This is a genomic window from Pseudomonas synxantha (assembly GCF_900105675.1).
GTDB lineage: Bacteria > Pseudomonadota > Gammaproteobacteria > Pseudomonadales > Pseudomonadaceae > Aquipseudomonas > Aquipseudomonas synxantha.
In genome coordinates, this window is record NZ_LT629786.1 from 3,872,160 (window position 1) to 3,893,925 (window position 21,766).

The 21,766-nt window shown below is 59.7% G+C and carries 17 protein-coding genes and 1 pseudogene; 9 read left to right on the plus strand and 9 right to left on the minus strand.

The window, feature by feature from the left end:
• Window position 1: 1 nt before the first annotated feature.
• The 4 genes and pseudogenes from BLU48_RS17985 to rpoE form a co-directional block, all read right to left on the minus strand.
• Window positions 2–1,438 carry a DegQ family serine endoprotease gene (locus BLU48_RS17985; protein WP_057011938.1) on the minus strand — a complete coding sequence of 479 codons (1,437 nt, stop codon included), beginning with the start codon at window positions 1,436–1,438 and terminating at the stop codon, window positions 2–4.
• 235 nt (window positions 1,439–1,673) lie between these two features.
• A complete protein-coding gene (locus tag BLU48_RS17990) occupies window positions 1,674–2,633 on the minus strand; it encodes a MucB/RseB C-terminal domain-containing protein (protein ID WP_057022029.1) in 960 nt (319 codons plus the stop codon).
• A 16-nt stretch (window positions 2,634–2,649) separates the two neighbouring features.
• Window positions 2,650–3,237 (minus strand): sigma-E factor negative regulatory protein, encoded by a 588-nt coding sequence (locus tag BLU48_RS17995; protein WP_046071417.1) that lies wholly within the window; start codon window positions 3,235–3,237, stop codon window positions 2,650–2,652.
• 32 nt (window positions 3,238–3,269) lie between these two features.
• Window positions 3,270–3,850: pseudogene (rpoE, locus tag BLU48_RS18000) on the minus strand (RNA polymerase sigma factor RpoE).
• A gap of 461 nt (window positions 3,851–4,311) precedes the next feature.
• On the opposite strand from rpoE, the gene nadB reads away from it, so the two are divergent.
• The gene (nadB, locus tag BLU48_RS18005) at window positions 4,312–5,928 is read left to right on the plus strand and encodes an L-aspartate oxidase (RefSeq protein WP_043046390.1); all 1,617 of its coding nucleotides are present in this window, start codon (window positions 4,312–4,314) and stop codon (window positions 5,926–5,928) included.
• Here nadB and BLU48_RS18010 read toward each other — a convergent pair.
• Together BLU48_RS18010 and BLU48_RS18015 are read right to left on the minus strand one after the other, a co-directional pair.
• Complete coding sequence (locus BLU48_RS18010) at window positions 5,897–6,343, minus strand: protein YgfX (protein WP_057022028.1); 447 nt, start codon at window positions 6,341–6,343, stop codon at window positions 5,897–5,899. The two genes, nadB and BLU48_RS18010, sit on opposite strands and share 32 nt — an antisense overlap.
• Window positions 6,327–6,581 (minus strand): FAD assembly factor SdhE, encoded by a 255-nt coding sequence (locus BLU48_RS18015; protein WP_043046387.1) that lies wholly within the window; start codon window positions 6,579–6,581, stop codon window positions 6,327–6,329. The genes BLU48_RS18010 and BLU48_RS18015 overlap by 17 nt, the downstream gene beginning before the upstream one ends.
• A gap of 139 nt (window positions 6,582–6,720) precedes the next feature.
• Here BLU48_RS18015 and ygfZ point away from each other — a divergent pair, with 139 nt between their 5' ends.
• Together ygfZ and BLU48_RS18025 are read left to right on the plus strand one after the other, a co-directional pair.
• Window positions 6,721–7,662 (plus strand): CAF17-like 4Fe-4S cluster assembly/insertion protein YgfZ, encoded by a 942-nt coding sequence (ygfZ, locus tag BLU48_RS18020; RefSeq protein WP_057022027.1) that lies wholly within the window; start codon window positions 6,721–6,723, stop codon window positions 7,660–7,662.
• A gap of 36 nt (window positions 7,663–7,698) precedes the next feature.
• Window positions 7,699–8,520 carry an HDOD domain-containing protein gene (locus BLU48_RS18025; RefSeq protein ID WP_057011943.1) on the plus strand — a complete coding sequence of 274 codons (822 nt, stop codon included), beginning with the start codon at window positions 7,699–7,701 and terminating at the stop codon, window positions 8,518–8,520.
• Here the strand turns inward: BLU48_RS18025 and BLU48_RS18030 are convergent, their stop codons facing one another.
• Together BLU48_RS18030 and BLU48_RS18035 are read right to left on the minus strand one after the other, a co-directional pair.
• Entirely contained in the window at window positions 8,521–9,906 is a 1,386-nt protein-coding gene (locus BLU48_RS18030; RefSeq protein WP_057022026.1) for a sensor histidine kinase, read from the minus strand.
• On the minus strand, window positions 9,899–10,570 hold the full coding sequence (locus BLU48_RS18035; RefSeq protein ID WP_046071411.1) for a response regulator: 672 nt from the start codon (window positions 10,568–10,570) through the stop codon (window positions 9,899–9,901). Before BLU48_RS18035 ends, BLU48_RS18030 begins: the two co-directional genes overlap by 8 nt.
• Window positions 10,571–10,814: 244 nt before the next feature.
• Between BLU48_RS18035 and BLU48_RS18040 the strand changes: the two genes are divergently transcribed.
• The 6 genes from BLU48_RS18040 (at window position 10,815) to BLU48_RS31755 (ending at window position 19,284) form a co-directional block, all read left to right on the plus strand.
• A complete protein-coding gene (locus tag BLU48_RS18040) occupies window positions 10,815–11,798 on the plus strand; it encodes a Bug family tripartite tricarboxylate transporter substrate binding protein (RefSeq protein ID WP_057022025.1) in 984 nt (327 codons plus the stop codon).
• A 60-nt stretch (window positions 11,799–11,858) separates the two neighbouring features.
• A complete protein-coding gene (locus BLU48_RS18045; RefSeq protein WP_057011947.1) occupies window positions 11,859–12,317 on the plus strand; it encodes a tripartite tricarboxylate transporter TctB family protein in 459 nt (152 codons plus the stop codon).
• A 1-nt stretch (window position 12,318) separates the two neighbouring features.
• Window positions 12,319–13,833 (plus strand): tripartite tricarboxylate transporter permease, encoded by a 1,515-nt coding sequence (locus BLU48_RS18050; protein ID WP_057022024.1) that lies wholly within the window; start codon window positions 12,319–12,321, stop codon window positions 13,831–13,833.
• Complete coding sequence (locus BLU48_RS18055) at window positions 13,826–14,854, plus strand: AbrB family transcriptional regulator (RefSeq protein ID WP_057022023.1); 1,029 nt, start codon at window positions 13,826–13,828, stop codon at window positions 14,852–14,854. The genes BLU48_RS18050 and BLU48_RS18055 overlap by 8 nt, the downstream gene beginning before the upstream one ends.
• Window positions 14,855–15,012: 158 nt before the next feature.
• On the plus strand, window positions 15,013–18,552 hold the full coding sequence (locus tag BLU48_RS18060; RefSeq protein WP_057022022.1) for a YncE family protein: 3,540 nt from the start codon (window positions 15,013–15,015) through the stop codon (window positions 18,550–18,552).
• 480 nt (window positions 18,553–19,032) lie between these two features.
• Window positions 19,033–19,284 (plus strand): hypothetical protein, encoded by a 252-nt coding sequence (locus BLU48_RS31755; protein WP_124356080.1) that lies wholly within the window; start codon window positions 19,033–19,035, stop codon window positions 19,282–19,284.
• Window positions 19,285–19,306: 22 nt separating this feature from the next.
• On the opposite strand, the gene BLU48_RS18065 is transcribed toward BLU48_RS31755, so the two are convergent.
• Window positions 19,307–21,595 carry an autotransporter outer membrane beta-barrel domain-containing protein gene (locus BLU48_RS18065; RefSeq protein ID WP_057022021.1) on the minus strand — a complete coding sequence of 763 codons (2,289 nt, stop codon included), beginning with the start codon at window positions 21,593–21,595 and terminating at the stop codon, window positions 19,307–19,309.
• Between the last annotated feature and the right edge of the window lie 171 nt (window positions 21,596–21,766).

Consider the following 21,766-nt stretch of genomic DNA (forward strand, 5'->3'; position numbering starts at 1 on the left):
ATTACTCCGCCAGCTTGAAGGTGATGAAGCTGGCTCGACCTTGACGCAGGACGCGCATCGACACCGAACGATTCTTCGGCAACGCCTTGGCGATGTCGGTGAATTCCTTGGTGGAGTCGATCGCCTGGTTGTTCAGATGGGTGATGACGTCGCCAGGCTGCAGGCCGATCAAGGCGGCCGGGCCGTCCTGGACTTCCTTGATCACGACACCGCTCTGCAGGTCGAAGGTTTTCTTCTGCTCGGCGGTCAGCTCAACCACGGCAATACCCAGGCGGTTGCTGCTGCGCTCGGCACCTGGCTTGGCATTGCCCAGGGCATCCAGGGTCGCACCTTCTTCCGGGATGGCGCCGACGGTCAGCTCAACGTTCTGGCGCTTGCCATCACGGATCACTTCCAGCTTGGCTTTGCCGCCAGCCTTGAGCGCGCCGACCAGATGAGGCAGGTCGGCCGACATGATGATTGGCTGACCGTTCATGCTCAGGATCACGTCGCCGACTTTCAGCCCCCCCTTGGCTGCAGGGCCATTGTCCTGAATCTGTGCAACCAGCGCACCGGCCGGCTTGTCGAGGCCGAAGGACTCAGCCAGATCCTTGTTCACTTCCTGGATGACCACACCCAACCAACCTCGGCTGACCTTGCCACCGCTCTTCAACTGGTTGGAAACGTCCATGGCCACGTCGATCGGGATCGCGAAGGAAACGCCCATGAAACCGCCGGAGCGCGTGTAGATCTGCGAGTTGATCCCCACGACTTCGCCAGCCAGGTTGAACAACGGACCACCGGAATTGCCCGGGTTGATCGGCACGTCGGTCTGGATGAACGGTACATAGTTTTCATTCGGCAGGCTGCGACCGATGGCACTGACAATGCCCTGGGTCACAGTATGGTCGAAGCCGAACGGTGAACCGATGGCTACCACCCATTGGCCGGCTTTCAAGTCCTGGGATTTACCGAGCTTGAGGACCGGCAAGTCCTTGCCATCGATTTTCAGCAGCGCCACGTCGGAGCGTGGGTCGGTACCGATCAGCTTGGCCTTGAGTTCACTGCGATCAGCCAGGCGTACGAGAATCTCGTCGGCATCGGCAATCACGTGATTGTTGGTGAGGATATAGCCGTCGGGCGAGATGATGAAGCCGGAACCCAGCGACTGGGCTTCGCGCTGACCACCGCCGCCACGAGGGGCGCGTGGTTGCGGCATGCCGCGCTCGAAGAACTCGCGCAGCATGGGCGGCAAGCCTTCCAGATCCGGCATCTGCTGGTTCGATACTTTGCGATCCGGCAGTTTTTGCGTGGTACTGATGTTCACCACCGCAGGCGAGGCCTGCTCCACCAATTGGGTGAAGTCAGGCAGTTCGACTGCTTGCGCAGGCAAGGCCTGACCCAGCACCAGCACTGTGGCGACTATGGATAGGTAAGACTTCAAACGTGGTATCGACATACAGCTCCCGTTACGACGAGCAGGGTTAAGCGACAGGGTTCAATAAATGCCGGAGACTGCGACCGACACTTTTGTCCCGCGAACAAAACAAGGCCAGGGCCATCAAACCCTGACCTATAAAAAACATAGGGAGTTTTTGCAAGTGAAAATGCTGATCCAGAGATTTCATACGCTCAGCACCCAACCAAAGATGGGCACAGATTGAAAGATCAGCATGAACGCAGGATTAACAATTTCATGGCTTGGCAGCAGCCTTTCCACTACGCACCGATAAGGCGATACGCTCAGCAGTGCCGATAGGGATTTCGCCTACCACCGTTACCATCATTTCACCTTCCACCGTATTCAAACGTCGGGATACGGCTACGGTTGGCCCAAGCTGGGCACGGGTTTCGTTCAGATCCGCACCTTTTGCTGACTCCAGAAACACGGAGAAACGCGCGAGCCCATCGCCATACATCACGCTATCGACCGTGGATTTGGTTTGGGTATCTTTGCGCGTGACAGCACTGATCTGTTGGAAGCCAGGCGGCAGCCAATCCAGATGCCACACCTGGGTGGCAGGCATGTCGGAGGCTTTAGGGGAGGAAACAGCGACAGGCGAGCACTCGCGGCCAGGCTGCAAGTCCTGGTCGGACGGAACGGCGCGGGTATCCAGGCGCGTATACTGAAAGCGCTCCAACAACTGCCCCTGATCATTGAGCAGCAAGGATTTGAGCGGCAGCGCGGTTTCACGATCCAGGTGTAATTCAACACCATAGCGATATTGATCACGCGGGCTGATCGACACGATCACCGCATTACGACCGGCCACGCGAGATTTACCGATAACGGCCAATTCGTAGAATTGAGTAAGTTTTTGTGGTTCGAGTGCACGCGAAGGTGCATCAGAGGAACTCGCCAGGCCGGAAACCAGCGCACCGCTGACGCATTGTGTGCGACCGTCTACCCTAAGGGCTTCCTGGGGAGCGCCATCGAGCTGCAACAAGCGCTCACGTACATGACCATCCTGGACGCGATGCCAGATGTCATGGGTAGAAAAACTACCATTACGTTCGTAGACAAATGTGCCTTCAAAGCTTTGCTGCTGCTCTGCACGCCCAAGTCGAGTCAGCCAGTCTTGGGCTTCATCGGCATGGGCGGATAGTGCAAACCAACTACTGAGCCAAAGCGTAAGGAGCGGTATGGCGCGCATAGGGCTCCTTAGCGGATCAACGGTTTTCCTGGCTTGCTGCGCGAGCGTATGGCAGAGCGCTATCAGTGCCTTTCGAAGCCGATTCCTGCGCATGTTGACGCAGGTAGCCTGGAAGACGCTGGTCCTGCCAACCGGATTGCCCTTGAAGCACACCATTAGCCATAGGGCCGGTGGTATCGGAGCTTTCCTTGTAGCCTGCCAGTACAGCCGGACCTTTGACTTGCGGACCGGCCATGACCGGTTGCTGAGTCTGTTGGGCCAACTCGTTGCCAGCAATCTCGTCCTGGTTGTACAGGCGAACACCAGCGAGCACAGCGACGGTGACCGAAGCAGCTACTGCCAGGCGACCCAGGCTACGCCATGGACCCCGTGCAGCTTTTGCCGGAACGGCTTCATCAGCAAGCGCAGCAGAAACGGCCGCAGCAATATCCAGTCGAGGGATTAGAAGATCCTTGTGCATCACCGCCCGAGCGACTTGGTAACGAGACCAGGTATCACGGGTTTCGGCATCATCAAATGCATTGAGCACCCGACGAAGTTCCAGTTCATCCGCTTCGTTATCCATCACTGCGGACAGCGATTCCTGCAGGGCATCACGACTCATGGCGGTTCCTCTCTTGGCTGTCGCCGCTGTCTTTAGTTTTCCTGCAACAAAGGTTGCAAGGCTTTGTCGATGGCTTCCCGGGCCCGGAAAATCCGTGACCTTACAGTCCCCACCGGACATTGCATGACGCTCGCAATGTCTTCGTAACTCAGACCATCAAATTCACGTAAAGTTAACGCCGTACGCAAATCTTCTGGCAGTTGCTGAATTGTGCGATGGACGGTGCCTTCGATCTCGTCGCGCAGCAATGCACGCTCCGGCGACTCGAGATCTTTGAGGCCGTGATCACCATCGTAAAATTCTGCATCTTCTGAACTGACATCACTGTCTGGTGGGCGGCGGCCGCGAGACACCAGATAGTTCTTCGCCGTATTAATGGCGATGCGGTAGAGCCACGTATAAAACGCACTATCACCGCGGAAATTTCCCAGTGCACGGTACGCCTTGATAAAGGCTTCCTGTGCAACGTCCTGCGCTTCATGGGTGTCGTGCACAAACCGCACGATCAACCCGAGATTTTGTGCTGGTATTTCAGCACTAGCAGATCAAATGCTCGCTTGTCGCCGCGTTGTACGCGCTCGACCAGCTGCTGATCCTCTTCCTGGGTTAGCATGAACACTCCTCGTTGTACTCGAAGGAGGCTTGCATAACTAAACGATCAGGCTTGCAAACATAGACTCGGGCTTTTCGCAAAAGTTCTCCCCCTTCAAGCAAGTTTCCGGCATGCACTGATTTGGCACACACGAAAAACGCAGCCCGGGCGGCGCCGGCTGCGCGAATAATCTTGTCGCCGGTTTCGTGACGCGTCCAATGCTCCCGACGGGCCAATAAACTCAACGTTTTCCCAGCTTTCGGGCAACCTGCTATTGAGTCGGGACCCATGCAAAAAGTTCCCGCCTCGCCAACCGGCCATTTCCCAAAGCTGCGCAGCATAATCTCACAATGCCACGAATGCGTGGCTATTGTGCCGCTCCCCCCCTCTATATACTAGTGGCCCGTGTGCCCCTTTGATTCGCCGATCCAGGCGTCCTGTTTGCGCCGCTCCTTCGGATCGCTTTTTGCGGAATCCATTCAATGAGCCAACAGTTCCAACACGATGTCCTGGTAATCGGCAGCGGCGCGGCCGGCTTGAGCCTTGCGCTGACCCTGCCCAGCCACCTGCGTATCGCCGTCTTGAGCAAAGGCGACCTGGCCAACGGCTCGACATTCTGGGCCCAAGGCGGCGTCGCCGCGGTGCTGGATGACACCGACACGGTGCAATCCCATGTTGAGGATACCCTCAATGCCGGCGGCGGCCTGTGCCATGAAGAGGCGGTGCGCTTCACCGTCGAGCACAGCCGGGAAGCCATCCAATGGCTGATCGACCAGGGTGTGCCGTTCACACGCGATGAACATGCCGGCAGCGACGACGGTGGCTTTGAGTTCCACCTGACCCGGGAAGGCGGCCACAGTCATCGTCGAATCATTCATGCTGCCGACGCCACCGGCGCGGCCATTTTCAAGACTCTGCTCGAGCAGGCCCGCCAACGCCCCAATATTCAATTGCTTGAACAACGCGTCGCCGTCGACCTGATCACCGAAAAACGCCTGGGCCTGGCGGGCGAACGCTGCCTCGGTGCCTACGTGCTCAACCGTGCCAGTGGCGAAGTCGATACCTACGGCGCACGTTTCACTATTCTTGCCTCGGGCGGCGCGGCCAAGGTCTACCTCTATACCAGCAACCCCGACGGCGCCTGTGGCGATGGCATTGCCATGGCCTGGCGTTCGGGCTGCCGGGTGGCCAACCTGGAGTTCAACCAGTTCCACCCCACCTGCCTGTACCACCCCCAGGCCAAGAGCTTCCTGATCACCGAAGCCCTGCGTGGCGAAGGCGCGCACCTGAAGCTGCCCAATGGCGAACGCTTCATGCAGCGCTTCGACCCTCGCGCCGAGCTGGCACCGCGCGATATTGTTGCCCGCGCCATCGACCATGAAATGAAGCGCCTGGGTATCGACTGCGTATACCTGGACATCAGCCATAAGCCCGAAGCCTTCATCAAGACCCACTTTCCGACGGTCTATGAACGTTGCCTGACCTTCAATATCGACATCACCAAAGGCCCGATCCCGGTGGTACCCGCTGCGCACTACACCTGCGGCGGCGTAATGGTCGACCAGCATGGCCGCACCGATGTGCCTGGCCTGTACGCCATCGGCGAAACCAGTTTCACCGGCCTGCACGGCGCCAACCGCATGGCCAGCAATTCACTGCTCGAATGTTTTGTGTATGCACGCTCAGCCGCAGCCGACATCCTTGAACAACTGCCGCGCATCCCGGTACCGGCCGCCCTGCCCCGCTGGGATGCCAGCCAGGTGACCGATTCGGACGAGGACGTGATCATCGCCCACAACTGGGACGAGCTGCGGCGCTTCATGTGGGACTACGTGGGGATCGTGCGCACCAACAAGCGCCTGCAACGCGCCCAGCACCGGGTGCGCTTGCTGCTGGATGAAATTGACGAGTTCTACAGCAACTACAAGGTCAGCCGTGACCTGATCGAATTACGCAACCTGGCGCAAGTGGCAGAGCTGATGATTCGCTCGGCCATGGAGCGCAAGGAAAGCCGGGGCCTGCATTACACCCTCGACTACCCGCAGATGCTGCCCGAAGCCCGCGACACTATCCTGGTGCCAACCACCTACGGCGGCTGAACTTCAGGCGCACCCGCAGGCGCCGGTGTACATCGGCGGCCTGTGCGTCCTGCGGCACACAGATCGAACGCACTCGCCGCTCACCCTGCACCCGGTAGCGCAACACAACGATCAGAGGCAACGCGAGGCTGTCGGGACGCAATTGCACCGCGTGCCAGCCGCACGCGGCGTTCCATAACTGCCAGCCATCGTCGTCACGGCGCAGGCCACGAATCGACGAACGGTGAGTGAGCAGGATATGGCGCGGCAGCACCCAGGTGCAGTGAGCCAGGCATAGCAGGATGCCAAGGCTTGAATAAGGCAGGTTCAGCACAAGCAAGCTGCCCAGCGCAATCAGTTGGGCAAGCAGATACGCCGCCAGCAACAGGCGTGAGGCCTGCCAGCGGCATTCGAAGCGATTACTTGGGCTGGACACGGTCCAGAATCTTGCGAACCATGCGCTGCAGTTCCGGATCTTCAGATTCGGAGCGCTCCATGAACCAGCCGAACATATCCTGGTCTTCGCATTCAAGCAGCCTGACGTAGAGATCGCGATCGACTTTATCGAGCGTCGCGTACACTTCCTTGGTGAACGGCACCAACAACACATCCAGCTCAAGCATGCCACGACGGCTGTGCCAGAAGAGACGATTGATTTCTACATCTTCGACCATGGAGCCCTCCTCAAATAGAGCGCCAGTATACAGCCCCGGCGAGACCGGGACACTCGGCTTTGGTCGCCCATACGGAAACTATCCATTTGCCGGGCGCCCCTCTATGATGCACCCATGACTTTTTGATGTGCGATGACCCATGGCTGACTCTGCGTTTTTCTGTTCACTGACCCACGAAGGCGTGCTTGCCGTCCGCGGCTCCGATGCTGCCAAGTTCCTGCAGGGACAACTGACCTGCAACCTCAATTACCTGAGTGAAACCCAGGCCAGCCTGGGCGCGCGCTGTACGCAAAAAGGCCGTATGCAGTCCAGCTTTCGCATCCTGTTGCAAGGCGACGGCGTGCTGATGGCCATGGCCACCGAGCTGCTCGAACCACAGCTGGCGGACCTGAAGAAATACGCGGTGTTCTCCAAATCCAAACTCACCGACGAAAGCGCCGCCTGGGCGCGCTTCGGCCTGGCAAACGCAGACGCTTCCCTGGCCGCCCTTGGCCTGGCACTGCCGGCCGAGACCGACAGCGTAGTACGCACCGATTCGCTCATCGCCATACGTGTCTCCCCTAACCGTGCCGAACTCTGGGTGCCCGCAGAGCAAGCCGACGCCGTGCGCAGCCAACTGGTCGCGCAGCTGCCACAGGCTGACTTGAATGCCTGGCTGCTCGGCCAGATCCGTGCCGGTATCGGCCAGGTGATGCCGCAGACTCGCGAGCTGTTCATCCCACAAATGCTCAACCTGCAGGCCGTGGGTGGCGTGAGCTTCAAGAAAGGCTGCTACACCGGCCAGGAAATCGTCGCGCGCATGCAGTACCTGGGCAAACTCAAGCGGCGCCTGTATCGCCTGAGCCTGGAGACGGTCGATCTACCCGAGCCAGGCACGCCATTGTTTTCACCCAGCCACAACAGCGCGATCGGCGAAGTCGTCATCGCGGCAAAAGCGGACCAGTCGATTGAACTTCTCGCCGTGCTGCAAGCCGAAGCTGCCGACAATGGCGACGTGCGCTTGGGCACCTTGGAAGGCCCTGGCTTGCACCTGCTCGACCTGCCCTACCAACTGGACCGTGATCGCGAGATCCAGCGTTAATCGCCGTACCTTTTTGCAGCACCCTAGAGAGCATGAATGAACAAGCTGGCGGAAAAAGTCCAACAGGCTTTGGTGATGGCCATCGACAACGATGACCTGGTTCTGCCGACACTGCCGGAGGTGGCCCTGAGGATTCGCCAGGCCGCCGAAGACCCGGAGATCAGCATCAGCCACTTGAGCAAGGTGATCAGTCGCGACACCGCTCTGTCGGCGCGCCTGATCAAAGTGGTCAATAGCCCGCTGTTGCGGGCCAGCCAGGAAGTCACCGACCTGCACACCGCCATCACGCGGCTCGGCACCAACTACAGCAGCAACTTGGCCATCGGCCTGGTGATGGAGCAGATCTTTCACGCCCGCTCCGAAGTGGTTGCACAGAAAATGCGCGATGTGTGGTGTCGCAGCCTGGAAGTAGCCGGCGTCAGCTATGCCTTGTGCCGCCGGCATAGCCACCTCAAGGCGGACCAGGCGGCCCTTGGTGGTTTGGTGCACCAGATCGGCGTGCTGCCGATCCTCACCTACGCCGAAGACCATTACGAACTGCTCTCGGACCCGGTCAGCCTCAACCACGTCATCGAGAGCATTCACCCGTTACTGGGCGACAAACTGTTGGGCGGCTGGGACTTTCCGGAAATGCTGGCAAAACTGCCAGGGCAGTACCTGAACCTGGAACGCGACTCTGCCAGGCTCGACTATGTCGATCTGGTGCAGATCGCCGTACTCTACTGCCACCACAACACTGACCATCCGCTGGCGAAAGTCGACATTACCAGCGTGCCGGCGATGCAAAAGCTGCAGGTTGATCTCTACAGCGAAAAGTCACGCGCCGAACTGGATGAAGCGCGCTCAATGTTTTACTGATCAACCCGCAATAAAACTCACGCGCACTTTCAGCCCAGCCAACTCACCATCATGCAGGCTGATCTGCGCCAGGTGTGCGCGGCAGATCTCCCCGACAATCGCCAGTCCCAAGCCAGACCCCATGCCCTGCTGGCTGCGTCGGTAAAAACGCTCGAATACCCGATCCCGCTCATCCAGCGGGATGCCCGGGCCATCATCTTCGACCTCCAGCACCGCCGGTGCCGTCACCCGCAGAATCACATTGCCACCAGGCGGTGTGTGGGCCAGGGCGTTATCCACCAGGTTGCTCAGCAACTCGTTCAACAGCGTCGGTTCGCCGCGCAGCCATATGGGCTCGTCCGCCTCCAGTGCCAAGGCCACTCCCCGCGCATGAGCCAGTGGCGCCATAGCCATGCCCAGCTCGCGGGCCAACTGGCTGAGGTCGAGCAATTGCGCACCGCCCTCGGCAATGGCCCGGGCACCGTTTTCAACGCGGGCCAGGGACAACAACTGGTTAGCCAAGTGCGTCAGGCGGTCGGTGCCTTGGGCGGCACTTTCCAGGGTGCTGCGCCAGCTGGCCGGTTCTTCGGCGCGCAGGCCCAACTCCAGCCGGGCCTTGAGTGCCGCCAGCGGCGTGCGCAGCTCATGGGCTGCATCGGCGATAAACTGCGCCTGGCGCTCGAACTGCCCGCGCAGGCGTTCGGTAAAGTGGTTGAGGGAACGCACCAACGGGCCGAATTCATCCTGAACTTCCACCAGCGGCAGCGGCCGCAGGTCATCGGGCTGGCGCTCTTCCACCGCGGTGCGCAGGCGTTCCAACGGGCGCAATGCCGCGCTCACGGCGAACCACACCAGCAGCAGTGCACCGATGGCGAGCATGCCCAAGCGCAACAGCGTGTCGGCCATCAAGCTGCGGGCCATGGCGACCCGTGCTTCGTCGGTTTCGGCGACGCGGATTTCCGCCATGCCATTCATGTTCGGTTCGGAGACGGCCTTGAGCAGGCTCACCACCCGTACAGGTTGGCCTTGATACTTGGCATCGTAGAAGCGCGCCAGGGCCGGGTAATCGTCGGTGCGCGGCGTGCCGGGGGGCGGGCCGGGCAAATTTTCGTAGCCGGAAATCAGCTTCTGGTCGATGTCATTGACCTGGTAATAAATACGCCCTGCGCTGTCGTAGGCGAAGGTGTCCAAGGCCACGTATGGCACATTCGCGCTAAGGGTGCCGTCGACCTGGGTCAAGCCGGCGGCAATGGTGCGCGCCGAGGCCAGCAAGGTGCGGTCATAGGCGGTGTCGGCGGCTTCGCGGCCATTCCAGTAGGCACTCATGCCGCTGGCGAGCATCAACAACACCAGCAGCAGCGCCAGGTTGCACAGCAGGCGCCAGCGCAGGCTGCTGGGCTTATGCATCGCGGGCTTCCAACAAGTAGCCAAGGCCGCGGAACGTCACGATGGCGATAGGCTGGCCGTCTAGCTTCTTGCGCAGGCGGTGCACGTAGATTTCGATGGCGTCGGGGCTGGCTTCCTCATCGAGGCCGAATACCTGGGAGGCCAACTGCTCCTTGCTCATTACGCGGCCTGGCCGGGCGATAAGGGCTTCGAGCACGGCTTGCTCGCGGGAGGTCAAGGTCATCAACTCGCCCCCAACCGTGAAGCGCCGGGTGTCGAGGTCATACACCAGTACCCCGCACGCCTGCTGGCGCTCCCCGCCCAGCACACTGCGTCGCAGCAGCGCCTTGACCCGTGCTTCCAGCTCCGTCAGCTCAAACGGCTTGGCGAGGTAGTCGTCGGCGCCCAGGTTCAGGCCGTGCACGCGATCTTTCACATCGCTGCGCGCCGTCAGCATCAGCACCGGCAGGTTTTTGCCACGGGCCCGCAGGCGCGCCAGTACCTCGAAACCATCCATGCGCGGCAGGCCCACGTCGAGGATTACCGCCGCGTACTCCTCACTGCCCAAGGCCAGGTCCGCGGCCACGCCATCGTGCAGCACGTCGACCGTCAAACCCATGCCCTTGAGCGCCTGGGCGACACTTTCGGCGAGTTGCAAATGGTCTTCAACCAGGAGGACACGCATGGACTTCTACCTCATGAGGAGTGATCGGCGCGGCTTTTTATCGACCCGCTGGCCGGCGAGTTTACAGGCGCAACCTGCCCTGTGAAGCCCGAAAACATTGAAAGACAATTGAAAGGTTAGTGAAAGCTTCGCCCTTTAGCATCCAGCCACGGTGGTCTATGCCTGCCGAGCTACCTGATTCGTAGCACCCGAAAAACGCCTCGAAGCGTTTTCGTCAAAATAAGAACAATAACGGAGAAATCCCATGACCTCTTCACTACGTAAAGTTGCCCTCGCCGCCGGCTGCATGCTGTTCGCCGGCCAACTGCTGGCCGCCGACGAACCCAAGCGTCCTGAATGCATCGCCCCGGCCTCCCCAGGCGGTGGTTTCGACCTGACCTGCAAGCTGGCGCAAAGCGCGTTGGTCAATGAAAAGCTGCTGAGCAAGCCAATGCGTGTGACCTACATGCCCGGCGGCGTGGGCGCGGTGGCCTACAACGCCGTGGTCGCCCAGCGCCCTGCGGACGCCGGCACCCTGGTGGCCTGGTCCAGCGGTTCACTGCTGAACCTGGCCCAAGGCAAGTTCGGCCGTTTCGATGAAACCAACGTGCGCTGGCTGGCTGCCGTAGGCACCAGCTACGGCGCCATCGCGGTGAAAAGCGACTCGCCCTACAAGACCCTCGACGACCTGGTCCAGGCGTTGAAGAAGGACCCGAGCAAGGTCGTGATTGGTTCCGGCGGTACCGTCGGCAGCCAGGACTGGATGCAAACAGCACTGATCGCCAAGGCGGCCGGCATCAACCCCCGTGACCTGCGTTATGTGGCGCTCGAAGGTGGCGGCGAAATCGCCACGGCGCTGCTGGGCGGCCATATCCAGGTGGGCAGTACCGACATCTCCGACTCCATGCCACACATCCAGAGCGGCGATATGCGCTTGCTGGCCGTGTTCGCTGAAAAGCGCCTGGACGAACCGGAAATGAAAGACATCCCGACGGCCAAGGAGCAAGGCTACGACATCGTCTGGCCGGTGGTGCGCGGTTTCTACCTTGGGCCAAAAGTCAGCGATGCCGACTATGCCTGGTGGAAAGATGCGTTCGACAAACTGCTGGCCTCCGAGGACTTCGCCAAGCTGCGTGACCAGCGCGAGCTGTTCCCGTTCGCCATGACTGGCCAGGAGCTGGACACCTACGTGAAGAAACAGGTGGCCGACTACAAAGTGCTGGCCAAAGAGTTCGGCCTGATCCAGTAATCGCCCCCTGTTCGCACGGCCACGCCTTCGTGCATCGAAGGCGTGGCCCAGGAGTTCTCCATGCTCTTTCAACGCATTTTCGCTGCCGCGATGTTACTGGCCTGTATCGGCCTGGCACTCATGGCCTGGCCGTATCAGGCGGCCTTTTCCTACGAACCGGTAGGGCCTCGGGCGTTCCCCCTGCTGCTGATCGGGCTGATGGGCCTGGCGCTGATCTACATGCTGATTCGTCCGCAACCGACCAAGCACACCGACGATGAGCCGGCGCTGGACCGCCCGACCCTGGTCAAGATCGGGATTTGCGTGGCCTTGCTGCTGGTGTTTGCCGGCACTTTCGAATCCCTGGGTTTCATTCTCAGCAGCATGCTCATTGGCATTCCGATGGCGCGGCTGTACGGCGGCCGCTGGTTGCCTAGCGTGGTCATCATCACCTTGATGAGCATCGGTCTTTATCTGCTGTTCGATAAAACCATGGACGTGCCACTGCCCCTCGGTCTGCTCGACGTTCTGGAGAACTGATATGGATACTTTTGGCTATTTGGGCCAGGGTTTCGGCGTCGCGCTGAGCCCCTACAACCTGGTGACCGCCCTGTGCGGCACCCTGATCGGCACCGTGGTCGGCCTGCTGCCGGGGCTGGGCCCGATCAACGGCGTGGCACTGTTGATCCCCATCGCGTTTGCCCTGGGCCTGCCGCCCGAATCAGCGCTGATCCTGCTGGCAGCCGTATACCTGGGTTGTGAATACGGCGGCCGGATCAGCTCGATCCTGCTCAACATCCCGGGCGAAGCTTCCACCGTGATGACCACCCTCGACGGCTACCCAATGGCCCGTAAAGGCATGGCCGGCGTGGCGTTGTCGCTGTCTGCCTGGAGCTCGTTCATCGGTGCGTTTATCGCCACCTGCGGCATGGTGCTGTTCGCCCCGCTGCTGGCCAAATGGGCGATTGCCTTTGGGCCTGCGGAATATTTCGTGTTGATGGTATTTGCGATTGTCTGCCTGGGCGGCATGGCCGGTGACAAACCGCTGAAAACCTTCGTCTCGGCGTTGATCGGCCTGTTCCTTGCCTGCGTGGGCATCGATGCCAACAGCGGTGTGTATCGCTTTACCGGCGACAATATCCACCTGACCGACGGCATCCAGTTCGTGGTGTTGGTGCTGGGCCTGTTCTCCATCAGTGAGATCCTGCTGCTCCTGGAAAAAACCCACCGTGGCCAGGAAGCGGTGAAAGCCACCGGGCGCATGATGTTCAACGTCAAGGAAGCCTTGTCGGTGTTGGCTGTAAACCTGCGTTGCGGGGTGTCAGGCTTTATCATCGGTGTCTTGCCAGGTGCTGGCGCGACTATGGCCTCGGCCGTGGCCTACATGACCGAGAAACGTATCGCCGGCGCCAGCGGCAAGTTCGGCCAAGGCGACATGCGTGGCCTGGCAGCACCGGAAACCGCCATCGGCGCTTCGGTCTGCGGCGCCATGGTGCCGATGCTGACCCTCGGTGTTCCTGGCTCAGGCACCACGGCCGTGATGATCGGCGCGCTGTCGCTCTACAACATCACCCCTGGCCCGCTGCTGTTCCAACAGCAACCGGACATCGTCTGGGGCCTGATCGCCTCGTTGTTTATCGCCAACATCATGCTGGTGGTCCTCAACATCCCGATGATTCGCATCTTCACGCGCATCCTTGCCGTGCCGAACTGGGCGCTGGTGCCAGTGATCGCCATCATCACTGCGATTGGTGTGTACGCCGTACATGCCACCACTTTCGACCTGTTCCTGATGATCGCCATCGGCATCTTCGGCTACATCCTGCGCAAGCTGGACTTCCCACTGTCGCCGTTGCTGCTGGGCTTTATCCTCGGTGGCCTGATGGAGCAGAACCTGCGTCGTGCGCTGTCGATTTCCAATGGCGCGCTGGAGATCCTGTGGTCAAGCCCGATCACCTTCGGTGTGTGGGTAATGACCGCCATCATGCTGCTCGTGCCGTTGCTGCGTATCTGGCGCAAGCGCTCCTTGCAGCGTCGTGCCGTAGCCGATGCCTGAGGTCACCTTCAAACATTGGTGGGGAACACCGCTGGTCGGCCTGGCCGGCGGTTACCTGGCCAGCCTCGTCGGCTGGCCGTTGCCGTATATGGTCGGCTCGTTGCTGGCGATCATCCTGGTGCGCTGCCTCACGCCCTGGCAATTGGCGGAGATTCCCGGCGGACGCAAATGCGGGCAATGGGTGGTGGGCATCGGCATCGGCCTGCACTTCACGCCGGTGGTGATCGAGCAGGTCATGAGCCACTTCGGCCTGATCTTCTTCGGGGCGCTGGTGACGAGTTTGTCGAGCGTAGTGGGTGTGTGGTTGATGCGCCGCAGTGGGGAAGATCGCGCCACGGCGTTTTTCTCCAGCATGCCGGGCGGCTCCGGCGAGATGGTCAACCTCGGCGCCCGCAATGGCGCAGTGCTTAGCCGGGTTGCAGCAGGGCAGAGTTTGCGGGTGTTGGTGGTGGTGTTGTGTGTGCCGGCGATCTTCAAGTATTTGCTGGGCGGCGGTGCACCGCAGTTTCATCCCGCACCGGTCGACTGGGCCTGGCTGGCCATGCTGTTTCCGGTAGGTGCGCTGGTTGCCTGGGGCTGGCAGCGTTTGCGCCAACCCAATCCCTGGTTATTCGGGCCATTGCTGGTGAGTGCCATCGCCAGCGTGACCTGGGATTTACACATTGGCCTGCCCGACGGCGGCAGCCAGATCGGCCAATGGCTGATCGGCAGCGGTTTGGGCTGCCACTTCAATCGGCAGTTCTTCCGCAGCGCACCGGCGTTCATGGGCCGCACCTTGATTGGCACGGCCTTGACCATGGCGCTCGCCACGTTGGCAGCGGTAGGGTTGAGTGCGCTGACCCACCTGGACCTGCGCTCACTGACGCTGGGCATGATGCCCGGTGGCATCGCCGAGATGAGCCTGACGGCAGAGACCCTGCAATTGTCGGTGCCGTTGGTGACAGCGATGCAGGTGATGCGCTTGTTGTTTGTGTTGTTTCTGGCCGAGCCGTTGTTCAGGCATTGGAATCGGCAATCCTGATCTTGCTCTGAGTAGGGTCGCCCAGGTCCCTACCATTCGTCGGCACTGTCAATTCTCACAGCTATCTCTCGCCCTCGTCACAGCGTTGAATCAACCGAGTGATGCTCAGCCCAACCAGTTCGGGCACGCTCCTCAACGGCTCTGACAGGACCTTCTTCATGACTATCGACCTGGATACCCAGCACCCCGATCGCTCACCCATTTCCGTTCAGCCCGCCTCTTTGCGCTCGGAAGGCTTCACCATTGCCCAACCCGACGACGCCATCTTGACGCCACAGTCCTTTCGCAATACTCCCTTCGCGGACTTGCCCCTGTACCTGCCCACCCTGAGCAATCCGGTGGTCGGCTTCGATGGTGGCTTTAACCGAGCGGCGCTGGAGGTCAGTGCCAAAGGCGTGACCTGTATCCTGCTGCCTTATCTTGGGCAGGTTGACAGGGACTTCATCGAGCTGAAGTTAAATGGTGTTCGCGTTGACTTTCATACCGTCACCGATGATGAGGCCCGCCAGGGCCTGCAAATTGTCCTGCATGTGGCCAGCGAACGCTTTATCCGTGAGGCCGGCAATACACTGCAGGCCTTTGTGACCCGCGTCGGTGGAAGCAGCGACCAAACCAAACCCTTCAATATCAAGGTCGATATCGAGTTCCCAGGTGGGCGTAACCCGGTGGCCAGCACCCCGCAAAACGAGAACCTGCCCAAGCCCGTATTTCCTCAGGATGTAATCGACTTCGGCGTCACGCCGGAAAACTCCATAAACCCCATCCCCGTATCCATCGGCTATTACCCGGTGAACACAAACCTCCCCAGGGTCAATCATCGCAAGGTGCGTGATGAAATTCGCCTGAGCCTCGGGGGAGTCGTTGTCAAACACCCAGTGACTGAATTCGAGGCGGCGGGCGAAGCCCCGATCATCATCAACGTCAACACCGGTACTTGGGATGATGTGGGTGACGGCGTGCACGTGTGCGAGTACGAAGTGGTGGACGAGGTCGGCAACCACTCCCGAGGATTTTCCCCACCCCAAGTCATCGAGGTACGACGCAACACGGGTGCAGAACCGCTTTTGCCGGCCCCTTACATCGCAGAATCCATCGAGCGGCCAGGCCAAAACGATCTGCTCGATGCTGATGACCTTGACGGCAACGATGCAACCATTGTGGTTGAGGTGAACCGCCTGGGCTATGAACTCGGTGACGTACTACGCCTGAAAGTCTCCGGGCGCACTGAAGGCAGCCAGTTGATTACCACCTTTTACGACCACCCTATTGACTCCACCACTCGCGCCCAGCGCATCCGCTGGCCCTACACCGATATCGTGCCGTTGATCGATGGGCGCGTCCAATTGACCTATCAACGGCTTCGCCTCAACGCATTACCACGCAACTCCCTCGACAGGTCGGTGGATATCGCCGGTACCCCCGTCGAGGCCGGCCTGGCGCCACCTATCGTGCTCGAGGCCGTAGGTGGAAACCTGCCCGCAGCCACCGACCCAGTGACGGTGTTCATCAGGGCCCTTACCGGCTACCCTGCCAACGCTCGCGTTTTGCTGGTGCTCAACGGCACCTACGCCAATGGTCGGTCCTACTATGCCGAGCACACGGCCCGCGCCGGCCAGAACGATATAGTCCTAGAACTGCCCAACGGGCCCAATGGCGAAATCGCCCAGTTGGAAGGCGGCGCGCTCTCGCTGCACTACACCGTCAACGGCGGGCCACCGTCACGTCGGCTGAACCTGTACGTGGGAGCCCTGCGAGCCATCCTGCCAGCGCCCATCACACGCGAAGCAGTGCCACCGGACCATGTGTTCGACCCGGACAAGAACCGCGGCAACCTGAATGTCACGGTCAAGGCTCATCCCGCCTTCACCTTGGGCGCCACGGTGTACCTGTACGCCGAAGGCAGTGCCCCTGGCGGTAGCGCCCCGCGGATGGAATTCGAGATCGACGAAAACTGGCTCGGTGTCGACCTGCCCTTCGTGGTTGCTCGGCTCTACGTCACCGCCAACCTCAATGGCACCCAAAGTTTGTACTACACCGTGGTAAAACCGGGGCAGCGTGACATGCTTTCCGAGGCCCTGACGATCCGCGTCGGCGCGGCCCTCGACCTGCCCGTCCCCGAAGTGCTCGAAAGCACGCAGATCAAGCCGACCCTGAGCCGCCTGAACCCTGCGCATGTGCTGCAGTCGGGCGTGGTGACCGTGCGCGTACGTTATCGCCCGATGCTGCCAAGCGATGACATAAAGGTGCACATCATCGGCAAACCGGGACTCGGCACACCGGATATCGGCATCAAGCCTGGCATACCTGCGCCCGGTGGAGACTATGTCGATTTCACCGTGCCCAACGTGTTTGTGGGCGCCAACCTGGCGCAAAGTTGCCGGGTGTTCTTCGAGGTGATCCGTGACCACAAGCGTGAACCGTCCAGGGAACTGACGCTCGAGATCGAGGCGCTGGAGGCGCAGTATTGGGACTTGGTGAGCGTGCCCCAGGCCGAGGCCAATAGTGGGGTGATTGACGTCACCAAGGCACATGATGTTCGGATTGATGCCTGGCCATTTTTGCGCTACGACCCTGAGAACCCGCAAGCGGTGTGGATTGACGCCGAGGGCACAGTGAATCAAGTGTTGCGCAACGGTACCCCGCTGACGCCCGCCGAGTTTGCTGCCGAGCGCATCCTTACGCCTATTCCAGCCAGTTACCTTAGAAGACTCGCCGATGGCAGCCCGCTGGACCTCAAGGCGTATGTATCGCTGGATGGCGGCGGGCGGGCGACAGCGCAACCGTTGGTGCCTGCAAGTTACAGAATCAGGAAGCAACCGGGTGTTGTAGACAGCATCAACGTAGGCGGCGGCCCGGATCGCATCGTCATTAATGCAGAGGGGACCGTGGCTTATGTTGCCAACTACAATAGCGCCACGGTATCCGTGATTGATCTGACGACGTTCAGCCTTTCGGATACGATTGTTATGCCAGCTAACACTTACACAAATGGATTGGCGCTTCATCCGGATGGGTCACGACTGTATGTCAGTGGATACCACTCTAGCGAAATTCAAGTAATCGATACCAGCGACAATACAATCAGCAACAAGATTACGGGCATTCACGTTTATGGATATGGCGGCTTCGCTTTTAACTTGGACGGTTCACGCCTTTACTATGGTGCTTATTATCAAGCCCGACTTCAGGTTATTGACACATCGAACGACACTCTAATTTACACAGGCTACGCCTATTACCCAGTAGACTTGGCGCTGGCGCCACAGGGCACACGCCTTTACTGCGCAGGGTTGGGTGCAATGGGTATTATCGACACGGCTACCAATACTCAGCTGTCGACACTTGCAGGTTTCAGTTATGCCTGGCGACTGGCATACAGCCCTTATGCGCAAAAAATCTATGTGACAGACCAAAGTGCGGCCAACGTGAAAATCGTCGACGCGCGCACCAACTTAATCAGCAACACCATACCCAACCTAACCGGCGCATTCGGTATAGCCTTTCATCCCACACGCCGGCTGGCTTATGTAACGATGCGCACCTCCAACTCAGTGGCAATCATTGACATCGACAAAGAGGAAGTCATCAGAACCATGACGGGGTTCGTCTACCCAACAAGCATCGCCATTGCCCCCGATGGGTCATATGCGTTAGTCAGCAACTACAATGCCAATACGGTGTTTATCGTTCAACTTTGACGACCCAGGGCAACTTGAGCCAGAAGTAACGCAAACAGGTTTATCTCTCCGATGAACCTGTTTGCGCTTTATTCGCTACTAATCAGCGCTTATTCGCATTTTCAGTGCTTGCAGCCAGCCCGGCAGAAGAGTTACGCGGCCGCATCGACTCGTAGGAAAGCGCGAATATATCTGCTCGACGCAAGTTTGGGGGCACCAATTCAGGCAGCCTCAGTGCACCATACCACTCGTCGGCACTGTCCATTCTCACAGCTATTCATCCGCCCTCCACCCTGCGTTCAATCCCTGATGCTCCCTCCCGTCGCGGTGCCGCGTCCTACTACGAGGTCCTGATCATGGAACACGCCCTGAGCAACCTCCCTCCTGTCTCGCAGCTAGCACCTTACATTGCCGGTTTGACCACGCCGGCGGTAGGGTTCTCCGATGGCGTGTACCAACAATTACTGGAGGGCCAACGGTAGCGCAGGCTTGATTTGCATCTTGCGCGCCTATGCAGGCCAGCTTGAAGGTGATTTCATTGAGCTGTTCTGCACCGATCTGCTGGTCCCGGTCGACTTCCACACCGTTACCGAACAGGAAGCGCGCGAGGAAAAACCAATCCCCCTGCACATATGTGCGTCCCGCCTGCCAGACGGTACGGTACGATTCCGTGTGTTTGGTGGTGTTTTAGCTCGCCCCCGGTGCGAACTCAATAAAAAGCCCCGGATCTTGCGATCCGGGGCTTTTTATTGAGCTACGTGAGACGTCCACATCCTTAAAAGTCGTAACGCAACCCCACATTCACCCCCCAAGGCTGGTCAATACTCTTGCCCATGCTACGTTCCACATCGGCATGCACCTTCCAATTCTTCGACACCGCCATGGCGATACCGGCCGCCATCTCAACCCGCGAACCCGACAGGTCGTTGTTGAAGCTGTTGCCATTGACGGACACCTTGTTGCTCTGGTTGAACTCATGGGCCACCGCCGTACGCAGGTACGGCTGCAACACGCTGCCGCTGTCCAACTGGATATCACGCCCGGCGGTCACACCCAGCTTACCCACCACCGAGGCCGTACGTGCGCCTTCGGCTTGCAGGCCGTTGTCCAGCTCATAGCTCTGGCGCTGGATGATCGCCGTGGCCAACTGGCCGTAAGGCTCGACGAAGTAACCGTCATCCAGCTTGATATTACGCCCCACTTCAGCCGAAGCCGTGACCGCATTTTGCGTGTAGTTGCCCTTGGCTTTCTTGCCGTCGCTCATGGCAACGTCTGACTCGTTGTGCAAGCGGTTGAACTTGAGAACACCGTCAAAGTACAAGCCGCTCTCTGCATCCAGCCAGGTTGCATAGCCACCCACGTAGTAGCTGTCGACGGTGGCCTTGCTGCCGCGGCTCAGGTCCAGGTCCGAGGTGCTGTGACCGGCCATGAAGCCCGCCAGCCATTGGCCATCACCGCCGGTCAACGGCACATCGGCACCCAGGGTGAAACCACGCTGGGTCTGGTTGTACTGCATGCCTTTATCGCTGTTGTTCACTTCAAATTTGTTGCCATAGGCGCGGCTCCACAACCCGGTCGATTGACCATCGCTGTGGCGCAGCTCACCCATGCGGGTGCGCAGGTTGGTCATTTCACCGTACAACACACTCGGCGCCGCGTTGGCCAGGGCCAGCACGGAGTTGGTGCTCGGGCTGATCACCTTGCTGCCCGGATCGAGCAACCAATCCTTGCCTTCGTTGTCGTCGACCAGGCTGTAGGAGTATGTACCCACGTCCACCCGTTCACCCACCAGGCTGAACTTGGCGCCGCCGTCTTCGGTGTGCACGACATGCAAGCGATCTTCCGACAACGGGTCTGCACCGGTGCTGGCGATCAACAACTGATGGTCACCCGAGGACGTGCCGGTGACATTCAGGAAGTCGCCGGTCAAGGTAGCGAAATCCGCGCTCATGACGAACGTGCCATTACCCGACAGGTTGTCCACGTCCAATTTGTAGAACGTGCCGGTGTCGCCGAACTTGACGTTACCGCCGGCCAGGAGCAGATCGCCCACATGCTGGTCGTCGACCATGACCCAGGTGGCGTCGCTGTTGATCGCCAGTGTGTCGACGTTTTCCAGGCGGCCGGTGAGCACCGAGCCATTATTCAGGCCGACGCTGGCGCTGCCGCCGTTGTTGATGACATCACCCGTCAGAATTGCGTGGTCCAGGTTAAGATCCAACGCGCTGTCGGCACCCACCTGAATATTGCCAGCCAACTCGCTGAAGCGCACGCGCATGTTGGCCGAGCCGCCCTGGGTCAGCTCGAGCATGTTACCGTTCTGACCCTGCAGGGACGAACCATTGGTCACGTCGATTTCAGCCGTGATCGGCCCCAGCACATTAATCGCGGGGCCATCGAGGCCCGTCACACGCGAACCGTCGAGTATCAGGTGAGGCGACTCAAGGGCAGTTGCACTTTCAAGGGACATCACAACGCCCGTGGTACCACCGGTAATTTCGCTGTCAGTGGCGATTGCGGCCCCTCCCAGGAGCCTCAACCCTTGCTGGCGTTGGCCCACCAGCACAGAGTTGTTCAACTCCAGAAGGCTATGGGACGTGACGTTGGCCCCATAGGTCGCTCCAGTGATTTCACTATTGTCGACTTGTGCGTAGGACCCCGTGGGCGTGCCCACCTGGCGAGCCACGTTCAAGCCGCCACTGGTGTGACTGGTAATGCGCGCGTCGGAAATAGTGGCGCTTGAATTGCTGAGCGCAATGGCCGCCTGGGAGCCATGGACAGAACTCACGTTGGCGCCTGTCAACGTCAAGGTCGACCCGCTCGTCGCACGTATTTCTTTAACGTTGGCGTTCTTGTGAACAGTAAGCGTCGCACCTTTTTGGGCCAGATAGTCGCTGGCTGCGGCCCCCGGGCGGACATCATATTTGCCGCTGCCCACCGTTCCGTCCACCACAATTGTCGACATTGCCTGTTGACTCAACAGGCATAACGGTGCGGCGGCTACGAGCTTGATGATCGATGATAAACGCGAATAACGAAAACGCTGGGAAGCAGGAGAAATCATGTTGTGTAGCCTCAGAATTAAGTACCAGTTCGAACCCGGAACCCGTATCGAAGAGGTTTCCGTTTTCCACGGTGCAGAGACTAATAACGTGAGTTCCCAAAGAGCGTAGGACTTTCCTTAAGGTACAAACTCAATAAAAAACCCCACCCTCTCAAGCGAGAGGGTGGGGCC